The 12,405-nt window shown below is 57.1% G+C and carries 9 protein-coding genes; 5 read left to right on the top strand and 4 right to left on the bottom strand.

Annotation, left to right across the window (positions count from 1 at the left end; translation table 11 throughout):
• Nucleotides 1-4: 4 nt before the first annotated feature.
• Nucleotides 5-580: an elongation factor P gene (efp, locus tag JJO78_RS12345; protein ID WP_036209698.1), complete on the bottom strand. Its 576-nt coding sequence runs from the start codon at nt 578-580 to the stop codon at nt 5-7.
• A gap of 45 nt (nt 581-625) precedes the next feature.
• Between efp and epmB the strand changes: the two genes are divergently transcribed.
• The 3 genes from epmB to JJO78_RS12360 all read left to right on the top strand — a co-directional run bounded on the left by epmB (nt 626) and on the right by JJO78_RS12360 (nt 5,942).
• Nucleotides 626-1,666: an EF-P beta-lysylation protein EpmB gene (gene epmB, locus JJO78_RS12350; protein ID WP_151982678.1), complete on the top strand. Its 1,041-nt coding sequence runs from the start codon at nt 626-628 to the stop codon at nt 1,664-1,666.
• 226 nt (nt 1,667-1,892) lie between these two features.
• Entirely contained in the window at nt 1,893-3,695 is a 1,803-nt protein-coding gene (locus JJO78_RS12355) for a GTPase (protein ID WP_151982680.1), read from the top strand.
• Nucleotides 3,696-3,854: 159 nt separating this feature from the next.
• Nucleotides 3,855-5,942 (top strand): EAL domain-containing response regulator, encoded by a 2,088-nt coding sequence (locus tag JJO78_RS12360; RefSeq protein ID WP_075196572.1) that lies wholly within the window; start codon nt 3,855-3,857, stop codon nt 5,940-5,942.
• Nucleotides 5,943-5,981: 39 nt separating this feature from the next.
• On the opposite strand, the gene serB is transcribed toward JJO78_RS12360, so the two are convergent.
• Entirely contained in the window at nt 5,982-7,205 is a 1,224-nt protein-coding gene (gene serB, locus JJO78_RS12365; protein WP_036209688.1) for a phosphoserine phosphatase SerB, read from the bottom strand.
• Nucleotides 7,198-9,522: a DNA topoisomerase IV subunit A gene (gene parC / locus JJO78_RS12370; protein WP_036209686.1), complete on the bottom strand. Its 2,325-nt coding sequence runs from the start codon at nt 9,520-9,522 to the stop codon at nt 7,198-7,200. The genes serB and parC overlap by 8 nt, the downstream gene beginning before the upstream one ends.
• Before the next feature lie 210 nt (nt 9,523-9,732).
• On the opposite strand from parC, the gene JJO78_RS12375 reads away from it, so the two are divergent.
• A complete protein-coding gene (locus JJO78_RS12375; protein WP_036209682.1) occupies nt 9,733-9,972 on the top strand; it encodes a hypothetical protein in 240 nt (79 codons plus the stop codon).
• A 105-nt stretch (nt 9,973-10,077) separates the two neighbouring features.
• Complete coding sequence (locus JJO78_RS12380) at nt 10,078-11,715, top strand: methyl-accepting chemotaxis protein (RefSeq protein ID WP_151982682.1); 1,638 nt, start codon at nt 10,078-10,080, stop codon at nt 11,713-11,715.
• A 62-nt stretch (nt 11,716-11,777) separates the two neighbouring features.
• On the opposite strand, the gene JJO78_RS12385 is transcribed toward JJO78_RS12380, so the two are convergent.
• A complete protein-coding gene (locus tag JJO78_RS12385) occupies nt 11,778-12,359 on the bottom strand; it encodes a YceI family protein (RefSeq protein ID WP_036209679.1) in 582 nt (193 codons plus the stop codon).
• Between the last annotated feature and the right edge of the window lie 46 nt (nt 12,360-12,405).

Below are 12,405 nucleotides of genomic sequence, written 5' to 3' on the forward strand. Positions count from 1 at the left end.
CCAATCAGCTGTTTTTGACCCGGTTGACGTATTCACCGGAGCGAGTGTCCACCTTGAGCACTTCACCAATGGTGATAAATAGTGGCACGTTGACAACGGCACCCGTGGAAAGCGTCGCCGGCTTGGAGCCACCCTGGGCGGTGTCGCCTTTCATACCCGGATCCGTGTCCACCACTTCCAACTCGACAAAGTTGGGCGGGGAGACTGTCAGAGGCGCGCCGTTATAGAGTGTTACGGTATAAACATCCTGCTCTTTCAGCCATTTAAGCGAGTCACCAACCGCCTTGGCATCCGCCGGAAACTGCTCGAAAGACCCGTCGGTTTTCATGAAGTGCCAGAATTCGCCATCGGTATACAGGTACTCCATTTCCAGATCGATCACGTCAGCAGCTTCCAGGCTCTCGCCGGATTTGAAAGTGCGTTCCCACTGCCGGTTGGTCATCAGGTTACGCAGTTTTACCCGGTTGAATGCCTGCCCTTTGCCGGGCTTTACGAATTCGTTCTCGAGAATGATGCAGGGGTCGCCGTCCAGCAAAACCTTAAGACCGCCACGGAATTCGTTGGTAGAATATGAAGCCATGAAATTATCACCTGAAACGATGCTTTTGGAAATTCGAAGCTGGCTATGATACAGCGAACCGCCACCCGTATAGAAGCCCGCCCCGTCGATCACGCTGATCACAGCTGGCAGCGACTGCTCTCGGAGTCCGTCACTACGCCGGATGCCCTCCTGCGCCGGCTTGACCTTGACCCGGCAGCTTGGCTCCATGGCGCGGACGAAGGCCACCGATTGTTCCCCATACGGGTACCCGACCCCTATCTGAATCGAATCACGAGGGGCGATCCCGACGACCCCCTGCTACGTCAGGTGCTGCCTTTATCATCCGAAGCAGACACCTATCCCGGGTTTGTCTCCGACCCACTTCAGGAAAGTGGCTCGATGCCAGCGACCGGGCTGATTCGCAAGTACGATAGCCGCGCCCTGTTAATGGTGACCGGGCAATGCGCCATCAACTGTCGCTACTGCTTCCGCCGCCACTTCCCCTACGAGGACCACCGACTGTCGCCGGAGGACCGGTCGCAGGCCCTCAAGGCCCTCTCCGACGATACTCGCATAAACGAAGTGATTTTCAGCGGGGGCGACCCGCTGGTGGCGAATGACCGGCTGCTGTCGGCCTGGGCCGAGGCACTGGCAGCCATCCCACACATCCGCAGGCTGAGAGTCCATACCCGACTGCCCGTCGTCATCCCCCAGAGGGTGTCTGATTCGCTGATCGCGTGGCTCTCGGGCTCACGCCTGCAGTCTGTCGTCGTCATCCATGTCAATCATCCCGCCGAACTGGATGCCGACACGCAACAGGCCCTCGGGCGACTGAAAGCCGCAGGCGTCACATTGCTGAACCAGAGCGTGATATTGAAAGGCGTGAACGACAACGCCAGAGTGCTAGCGGAACTCAGCGAGCGATTGTTCGAGTGCGGTGTACTGCCCTATTACCTCCACGCCTTCGACCCAGTGGCCGGCGCCCACCACTTCGAAGTTAGTGACGACAAGGCTCGGGACCTGGTACGGCAACTGATTACAGTGCTGCCAGGTTTCCTGGTACCCAGGCTTGTCAGGGAGATTCCGGGCCAGCCCGGGAAAACACCATTGGACCTGTTTGCGTGACCCATTTGGCAATGTTGGCCCAATTTTACTTGTTAAACATTGTCAACTCGTGCTTTTCTCGCTTTTTGTTGTGCGTTTGCTATTTTACAGTGCAGAAAGCGATAACAATAAAAACCGATATTCGCGGCGTTTTCCGATTAAAACACGCAGGCGTTACCAAGATACGCCTGTAGTTCGTGGTGCAACCCGGAGTACCTACCGTGGTCCAGACAATTGGCGTGATAGCATGGAAGGCATGATTCTGAAGCCCGATCTCCGCGTTCCTGAACAGAAGACGGCAAGTCTCTCTTTTTGCCAGACTTCCCCCAAAGCCTTCAGGGACTGGGTAAACCAGTTACCAATGGCGAATATTGGGGAAGCTTCCCGGCAACTCTATCACGCCATCATTGAGCTCAATCATCTGTTTATCGCGCCTCAGCAGCGGCTGCAACTGCTGGAACTGATTCGCCCGAAGATTCACTTCGTCTGCTCCGAACTGTCTCGCCACTACCTTGGCTTGGCCGTCGCACTACCGGAAAAACAGCGCAAGGTTGCCAATCTGTCCCAAGCCCTCCAGCTCCATGCCGCCAGCGGCTACAAACTGTGCGTGCTTGAGTTCCTGGACAACGGCGGCCTGGACAAAAATCGCAAGGCGGTCTCGACAGCAATTCACCGCGCCATCTCAGAGTTGGCGGCTACGATCGTAAGGGCCCATCAACTGTATTGCCCAAGCCCTGCGCAAAGTTGGCTGGAATGTCATCGACTTTTCCGATTCGCCCATCGCAACAAGATTCAGGGGCTATCCGTCGACGACGATACTCTGACCCATCGCCGTGGAAGCTCCGTGGAAGACTGCTACAAACGCATCCTGCTGCTAGGCTGCGCCCGCCCCAATCAACTCCGACAAGGCGAGTTGGCGCAGGTTTACGAGCTGTTCGAGAACTGGACCCACCTGGTTTCCTGCGGGCCCGAAACCGATAACGACAGCCTGTTCGTGGTAAACATGGAGCGGGACACCTCGCCGGTCTACCGCAGCCTGCTGGAACAAAAGCCGGGTAACGACTGCTACAACTTCGACACTCGGGAATTATCAGAACAGATCACGGACGCCTTGCACGCCCGCAACAAACGGGATGGTGGATCCAGCGAACTTGAGCTGCCCTCCCGCATTGGCGACACACTTCTGACTCACCTGAGCCAGGCGCTCGGCATCCTTGCCAAGCGCAACTTCAATCGCATTGCCAGTCAGGGCACGCTCGAGATATGCGTAGGCCTGACCGCAACCCATTATTACGTGGCCGGCGAAAAAACGTTCAACGAGTTTGTCAGCGGCAACGACAACCAGAACGGCGACGACAACATGTTCCTGCGCTCGTCCCGGCAGAAACAGGATGCCTGGGCCGGCGCCCATGACGCCGGGCCCAACGACGAGCCATTGCAATCGGCAGATACGCCAATCAACTTCCGTAACAGTATTGGCGCCACACCAGACAGTGAAAGTGATCGAAGAAAACCCAAGCGCCACCATGCACTGCTGGTGAACACCAGTCCCGGCGGATACTGCGCCGCGTGGGAGACCAACGTCCCCTCCTCCCTTCAGGCGGGCGAGGTTCTCGGCGTCCGCGAGCAGTCAAACCACCCCTGGAGCGTAGCGGTTGTGCGCTGGATAAGACAGGTTCGCAACCAGGGCACACAGGTTGGCATTGAGCTTTTGGCCCCCAGTGCGGCGCCATGCGGCGTAAGACTGATTCAGAAAATTGGCAACAGCAGCGAGTACCTGCGCGGCCTCTTGCTACCGGAAATCAGCGTCGTTAACCAGGCAGCAACCCTAATCACACCGCGACTTCCGTTCCAGTCCGGCAGCCGGATTTCATTGCTTCATGACGGTCGGGAAGATCAGGGCACACTGTCCCGCAAGATTTCAGCGACCGGCAGTGTCAGTCAGTTTGAGCTCAAGCTTCAGAGCGCCAGTGTAACGCCAGCCGGCGACAATCCGCCGGAGGCAGGCACCAGTGAAGACGAGTTCGACTCACTATGGCCCTCGCTATAGCGCACCGTTACTGTGAACGGACGCTTATGAACCCGCCCGAAGGGTTGTTATTAACCGGTAACCCCTGCATCATTCAGCGTTAGTGAAAGCCGGCCCCGTGCTCTGAGTTCTACGACAGGTGTCGGCACAGCCAACGTGTATCACGAGACATCTGACGAAATGCAGAAAAAGAACGCAACCGTACACCTGCTCATCCTTGATCCGTCCCAGAACGACGCCGAGACCCTGGTCAGCCTGCTCCGAAACTCGGGCAAAGCCACGCGAGCCCATCGCATCACGTCCGAGGAAGACCTTGAAGAAACCCTGAAAACGGGTAACTGGGACCTGCTTTTAGCGCGCGACGATGTTGAACAGGAGTTCGGCGCGGATGGCGCCCTGGCGATGATTCGGCGCCTGGACAAGGACATTCCGTTCGTTCTCCTGACCGGCGAATTCAATCGCGAGCGCACAGTCTCCATTATGAAAGCCGGTGGACAGGACACGGTTCCGTTCGAGAACACGGATCAGTTGGTGCTGGTGGTTAACCGGGAGCTGAGCGCCCTGGAGGATCGGCGGCGTCGCAGGACTCTCGAATCCCACCTACGGGAATCTGAACAACGCTGCCAGCTTCTGCTGGAAAGTTCCAAGGACGCCATCGCTTACATTAACGATGGCATGCACATCTACGCCAACCAATCGTACATGGAGTTCCTGGGCTACGACGACATCGACGACCTGATCTGCATCCCTGTGCTCGACACCCTGACACCGGAAAGCCAGGAAAAATACAAGGAGTTCATGAAATCCTTCGCCGATAGTGGTGAGGATGGCATGACCATGAACTGCGTCGCCCGCCGCAGTGACGACCAGGAACTCAGCGTCACCATGTCGGTATCCGCAGCGACGTATGATGGTGAGACCTGCACCCAGATCGTGATCCAGCCAGAGCACAGCGACGCGGAGCTGGAAGAGAAGATTCGTCAGATCAGCAGCCAGGACCTGCTAACCGGCCTGTTCAACCGTCAATACCTGATGGATGCCCTGGGCCAAACGATTGCGACGGCTGGCAAGGACAACAAGACTGGTGCACTGGCCTATATCGCCCTGGACAACTTCATGAGCCTGAAAGGCCAGGTGGGCATTGCCGGCGCCGACCTGATGCTTGGCGACCTGGCTACCCTGCTGAAGGAGCAGGCGCCTGAGAATATGGTCCTCGCCCGCCTCAGCGACGACGCCTTCTGCCTGCTGTGCCAACCGTGCGAAGAGAAAATCATGGCGGAGCAATGTGAAGCCATTCGCAAGAAGGTCGAAGACCATCTGTTCGACATCAACGGCCGCACGGTACAACTGACTCTCAGCATCGGCGTTGCCGCGATTACCGAGAATGCACCCAAGGCACCGGACCTGATGGGCCGGGCCCACACCGCCTCATCGGAGCTGAAGAAAAAGCCGGGCCATGAGCAGGGCAACGGCGTTCTGGTGTACAACCCGGCAGATTACGAGGCCATGGATGAAAGCAACTCGGTCGATGCCATCCAGAAAGCCCTGGATGACAATCGCTTCAAGCTGCTTTTCCAACCCATTATCAATCTACGCGGCGAGGGTGAAGAACACTACGAGGCCTTCGTCAGGATGTTGAACAAGGACAACGAGGAAGTCTCACCGTACGACTTCCTGCCGCCCGTTGGCCCCTCGGAGATGGCTATCAAGATTGACCGCTGGGTGATTCTGCAGACCATCAAGCAGCTTTCCAGCCATCGATCGCGCGGGCACGATACCCGCCTGTTCCTGAACGTGACGGCAGAGACCCTGGAAGACAAAACCTTTACCCCCTGGCTGAGTGTGGCCCTGAAGGCGGCTCGCCTGCCGGGCGACTCACTGATCTTCCAGATACGCGAAGGTGATGCCAACAACTACATGAAACAGGCCAAAGAGTTTGCCAAGGCGGTTCACGAGCTGCACTGCAAGGTCTCGATCTGCCAGTTCGGGTGCGCCCTGAATCCGTTCAATACCCTGAAGCATATCGACGTGGATTACGTGAAGATCGACGGTTCCTTTACTGAAGAACTTCAGAAGAAGGACGACGCCAAGGAAGAGGTCAAGGAAATGGTCAAGAGCCTGCAGAGTGCAGGCAAGCTGACCATCGTGCCTCTGGTCGAGAACGCCAGCGTGCTTGCAACCCTGTGGCAGGCTGGGGTGAACTACATCCAGGGCTATTATCTGCAGGCCCCGGTTCCGGAGATGAACTACGACTTCGGTGACCACTGAAGAATCGCGCGGCATAGCCCTCCCATGCCGCGCGTTCTGCTACCTTTCCCGGGCCTGTAGACTGTCGCTTTCCCTGAACCCGATCAGGTAGAGGATCGCATCCAGCCCCAGCGTCGAAATCGAATGCCGTGCGGATTCCTTGACCAGGGGCTTGGCCCGAAAAGCCACCCCGAGCCCCGCCTGGCTTAGCATGGGCAGATCATTGGCACCATCACCCACCGCAATGACCTGTTCCCGTGAAATATGCTCGCGTTCCGCAATTTCCTGAAGCAGTTCCGCCTTGCGCTTGCCATCAACAATCTGGCCCGACACCTTGCCCGTCACCTTGCCGTTTTCAATTTCCAGCTCGTTGGCGTACACATAGTCAATCCCGAGTTTTTTCTGCAGATGGCGAGCAAAGTAGGTGAAGCCACCAGACAGTATCGCCGTACGGTAGCCCAGGGATTTCAGGCTCAGTATCAGGTGTTCCGCACCTTCGGTTAGATTCAGGCGGGCGGCGATGCCCTCAAGCACGGATTCATCCAACCCCTGGAGAAGCGCCAGACGCTCTGCAAAGCTCTGCCCGAAATCCAGCTCTCCCTGCATAGCTCGCTCGGTGATCTCCGCCACCTGCGCCCCAACGCCGGCTTCCAAAGCCAGTTCGTCGATCACTTCGGCGTCGATCAGGGTGGAATCCATATCGAACACGACAAGCCGTCGATTACGGCGGAAGATGGAGTCCTCCTGGAAGGCAATATCCACGTTCATCTCTCCGGCGATATGCAGGAAGTCGGAGCGCAGCTGTTCGAGATCAGATGGTGTGCCACGGACAGAAAATTCCACACAGGCAATGCGGTTCTCGGAGGAATTCAGCGACGGGCGGGCGGAAAGCCGGCTGATGTTATCGATGTTCAGGCCATGGCGGGCGGTAATCGCAGACACCCGCGCAATTTGCTCGGCCTTGATATCCCGCGACAGCAGCGTGACGATGTAGCAGGCGCGGTTACGTCCCTCCGCCCATTGCTGATACTCCTCGATCGTAATCGGCGCAAAACGCACCTGCAGATCCAGCGCATGCAGTCGGAACAGAAGGTCGCGAATCACCGGTGAGGATTTGGACTCATCGGGGATCTCGATCAGGATACCCCAGGTCAGGTGGTCGTGGATCACCGCCTGGCCGATATCCAGAATACGCACATCGTACTGCCCCATGATGCCGGTTATCTCCGACGTCAGGCCCGGCTTGTCGCGCCCCGAAACGTTAATCAGAACCAGTTCACTCACTGTCAGGCTGCTCCTCTGCATTGGCAACGCTGTCTGCATCGGAAACGCCTGCCGCATTGCTGGCTGACTGAATCACATCTATCGCATCCACTCTCTGAAGCCCGCGAGGCAGTTTATGGCCACGGCGGCCACGCTCGCCCAGGTAGTGCTCCAGATCGCTGAACTGAAGCCCCATCTTGCGCTTGCCGGCACGAATCTCCAATTGGTCGTCCTCAGCGAAAACGGCAACAGCCACCACATATTCTTCCCGGTTCTGAACCCGCGCCGAGGGAATGCTGATGATCTTGTTGCCCTTGCCTTTGGCCAGCTCCGGCAGCTCGCTCAGCGGGAACACCAGCATCCGTCCTTCATTGGAAATGGCACCCAGATAAAGCGGCTTGTCCGAGCCGGGAACCACCACCGGCGACATGATCTTCGCCCCTTTCGGTACCGACACCACGGCCTTGCCGTTGCGGTTTTTGCTGATCATGTCATTGAGGGAGGTCACGAATCCGTAGCCGCCATCGGTAACCAACAACACCTTCCGCGCTGGATCGCCCATCAGCAACCCAGAGAACGTTGCCCCCGACGGCGGATTGATACGGCCACTCAGAGGCTCGCCCTGCCCCCGCGCAGATGGAAACGTATGGGCGACCAGGGAGTAAGCCCGCCCCGTGGAGTCCAGGAATACCGCCTGCTGGTTATTACGCCCCTTGGCAGCCATGGCAAAACTGTCACCCGCCTTATAGCTAAGCCCCTCAGGCTCAATATCATGCCCTTTGGCCGCCCTGACCCAGCCCTTCTCCGACAGCACAACCGTGACCGGATCGTTGGAAACCAATTCGGTTTCGCTGAAGGCCCTGGCTTCCCGGCGCTCGACAATGGGTGAACGACGATCATCCCCATAGGTTTCCGCATCCGCCAGCAATTCGTCCTTGATCAGCTCCCGCAGGCGGTCCTCGGAGCCAAGAATCGCCTGCAGCTCATCCCGCTCAGCCGACAGCTCGTCCTGCTCGCCACGGATTTTCATTTCCTCAAGCTTGGCCAGGTGACGCAACTTCAACTCAAGAATGGCTTCAGCCTGCTCTCCGGACAGCCCGAAGCGGGACATCAACTCTGCTTTGGGTTTATCTTCGTAGCGGATAATCGCGATAACTTCATCGATGTTCAGATAGGCCACCAACAGGCCTTCAAGAATATGCAGACGCGCCAGGACCTTATCCAACCTATGCTGCAGGCGCCGGGTGACGGTGGTGCGACGGAAGCTGAGCCACTCCGTCAGCATTTCGCGCAGGCCCTTCACGCCCGGGCGGCCGTCATTGCCGATGACGTTGATATTCACCCGATAGGTTTTCTCCAGATCCGTGCTGGCAAACAGGTGGGCCATCAGCCCTTCCTGATCCACACGATTGGAGCGTGGAACGATCACCAGCCGGGTCGGGTTCTCATGGTCGGATTCGTCGCGCAGGTCCGCGACCATGGGCAGCTTTTTGGTCTGCATCTGCTGGGCGATCTGCTCCAGCACCCGGTTCCCGGAGACCTGATGAGGCAGGTCGGTCACCACGATTTCCCCACTCTCATTAATCCAGCGCGCCCGCATTCTTAGCGAGCCCCGGCCGGTCTCGTACATCTGGCGGATATCCTTGCGAGGCGTAATGATCTCCGCGTAGGTGGGAAAATCTGGTCCCTGGACATGCTCACACAGGTCATCGGTGGTGGCCTCCGGCTGGTCAAGCAGCCTTACACAGGCCGCTGCCACCTCCCGGACATTGTGCGGCGGGATGTCCGTTGCCATACCCACGGCAATACCGGTGGTGCCGTTCAAAAGTACGTGAGGCAACCTCGCGGGCAATACTGAAGGCTCGTCCATGGTGCCATCAAAGTTTGGCACCCAGTCCACTGTGCCCTGCCCCAGCTCGCTGAGAAGGACATCCGCGAATTTCGCGAGACGGGATTCTGTATAACGCATGGCCGCGAAAGATTTGGGGTCGTCAGGCGCGCCCCAGTTGCCCTGGCCATCCACCAGTGGGTAGCGATAGGAAAACGGCTGAGCCATCAACACCATGGCTTCGTAGCAGGCACTGTCGCCATGGGGGTGAAATTTACCCAGGACATCGCCCACCGTACGGGCAGACTTCTTATACTTTGAGGTGGATTTCAAACCAAGCTCGGACATGGCGTAGATAATACGCCGCTGCACCGGCTTCAGTCCGTCTCCGACGTTGGGCAACGCCCTGTCCAGAATGACGTACATGGAGTAGTCGAGGTAGGCCTTTTCGGTGTAGTCCCGCAATGAAACCCGCTCAAAGCCTTCATCCGTGGTCTGAAACTCTGGCATGGATGCCCCTTTGTTATTGCCTGATATGAATTCCGCTGGTTATCCCGGCCTAAGCCGGGACTGCACATTATATGGAGGCGGGGACGGATACACCAACACCCCGTGGATTTTCCAATAGCGGAATTCCCGCATGGAGAGAGTGTAACCCTCACCGTATGCTCGCCATCAGTAAACGATGATCCGTTTCACGACATCCACGAGTGGAGAACTATGAGACCCAACCTGAAAGCCTGTGGGCAGGCGCTGATTACGGCCATGGTGAACGCTGTTCTTGCTCTTACCCTGATGCTCTTGGTGGAGTTTGCCATAACCGGCACTTTCCAACTGGCGGGCCCTTACCTGTGGGCGGGGTTGCTCATCGGACTGGTTATTTTCTTTGCCCAGTTCTGGCGCCAGCGCCATCTCTGCCGGAACGGACAATCGGCCCAGGAGTCCCCTGATACGCTTTAAGGGTATTCCTGCCAACCACACCTCATAAGCAACCCGCTAACACTGACAACCTTCTTTCCGATGCTATCCTGACTAAACGCGTCTTCAGAAAAGCAGGAAGGAAAGATGAATTTCAAGAATTCCTTAGGCCTGAGAGCCAAGATCGCTTTACCTTTCGCAATTTCCGCCATCGCTTTGATCGTCATCGGTCTTTTTAGCGTCTTGACGGCACGGAATCTGGTATCCGACACAGATACGCTCTCCGAACGTTATCTTCCCGCCGTAAGCGAAGCGCTCAACGGCGATCGAGACCTTTATCAGGCCCTGGTCGCGCAAATGTCTTTTATCAGCGCAACGGAGAACAATGAATCTCCGGACCAGCATCAGGCTGACTTCGAGGAAAACGCTGACCAAGCACTGGAGAGGCTGGAGAAAGCGATAGAACGCCTGCAAGGCACTGGTATCTCCGAGAAAACCGAGAGTTTTCGCAAAACCTATGACCTCTGGCTGGAGACCGCTCGAGAGTCCATGCGGACTGCACAGTCAGGAGACCCCGCCGCGGGGCACAGGCTACTGACTGAACAAAGCAACCCGCTGTTCAGTGAGCTCAGGGATTACTACGACCAGGTGGGGGTTCACGCCGATGAGCAGGCTCAGATTGTAGCCAACGAAGCATCTCAGGAGGGGGCTGCCAGCTCGGCCTTTATACTGGTCATCACCGCCAGCGCTGTCATAGCCGGCATTCTTCTGTTTATCGTGTTCCTCCGGATGATTATTGCGTCCGTTGGTGTGCTAAGGAAGCAACTTGACAACATTGCCCGGGGCGAAGGAGACCTCACACAACGCATTCCCGTGGAAATGGACGATGACCTCGGCAAACTGGCCACGAGCTTTAATCAGGTGCTGGAAAACCTCCAGGCCATGATCGGCTCCATCCAGGACCTCAGCAAGCAACTTGGCTCGGGCGCATCCGAGCTGTCCAGTGCGGCGCGCGACAACAGCGACGGGATAACACGGCAAACAGATGCTATCTCCATGGTCGCCACGGCCATCAATGAGATGCAAAGCGCCATTGAAGAAGTGGCGGGCAATGCATCACGTGCGGCCGACATTACCAAACACGCCCAGGAAAAAGGCCGCAACGGGGCCACCATCATTCGCAACTCCTCCGTCCAGGTACAGCGACTGGCGGCGCAGATTTCCAAGGCGGTGGAGGTTATACGCAAGCTGTCACAGGACTCGGAGAACATCACCTCGGTACTGGATGTTATCCGCGAGATTGCAGACCAGACCAATCTGCTCGCCCTCAACGCCGCCATCGAGGCCGCCCGGGCCGGCGAACAGGGACGGGGGTTTGCGGTTGTGGCCGATGAGGTTCGCACCCTGGCCAAGCGCACCCAACAATCCACGGAAGATATCCAGGCCATGATCACTGCCCTGCAGACCGGCGTTGCCGATATCGTTGCGGTGATGGAGACCGGCAGCAAGGAAGCGGTGGAAACTGAAAAGCTGGCCACGGAGGCGGAGGCGGAGCTTCAGGGCATCCTCGAATCCATGGCGGATATCAGCGACATGAACACCAGCGTGGCTTCAGCCACCGAGGAACAAACCCAGGTAATTGACGAAATCAACCGAAGCGTGACTGAAATCAATGATCTGGCGTCAGAGAGCATGACGCGCTCAGGCAGCATCGACCGCATTAGCGAATCGCTGGATGGCTATGCCAGGGAACTTGAGCAGCAGACAGGCCGGTTCAAGGTGTGAATTTGAAGGAAGGAGCATTGCCGCCTCCGGACTAAAACCTGAAGGCGGCATTTAGAAAGCTTTTACTGGCGAATGCCTTCGACAGAAATGATCATCTCAACCGTTTCAGACGCCTTGCCCAGATCCATGGGGATACCGAAGTCCGTCAACTTGAATTCGGTTTCAGCTTCAAACCCCATGCGGTAACCACCCCATGGATCGTCACCATGCCCGAGCATTTCCACGTCCAGGGTGACCTCTTTCGTCACACCACGCAGGGTCAGGTCACCGACGATATCGGCCTCGCCCTCATCGTCCACAACCACTCTTTTACTCTTGAACGTGGCCTCAGGGAATTCGTCAACGTACAGGAAGTCTTCCGAGCGCAGGTGCTTGTCACGCTCGGCGTGGTTGGAATCAACGCTGGATGTGTCCACGGCAACTTCAACGGAACTGTTCGCCGGGTTTTGTGCATCGTAGACAAATTCACCATCGAAATCGTTGAACCGACCATACAACCAGCTATAGCCCAGATGGGAAATCTTGAACGTAATAAACTGGTGGGAACCCTTGGTATCAAAAGCATAGGTTCCACTGTGCTCGGATGCCTGGGCTCCGCCAGACACCGCAAGTGCAACCGCAGATGCAAGCAGCAATTTTTTCATGTTCATCTCCTTGTTTAAACAGCCCGTAGGCACGATTGAATCGATA

This window comes from Marinobacter sp. DS40M6, assembly GCF_028581595.1.
GTDB lineage: Bacteria > Pseudomonadota > Gammaproteobacteria > Pseudomonadales > Oleiphilaceae > Marinobacter > Marinobacter salarius.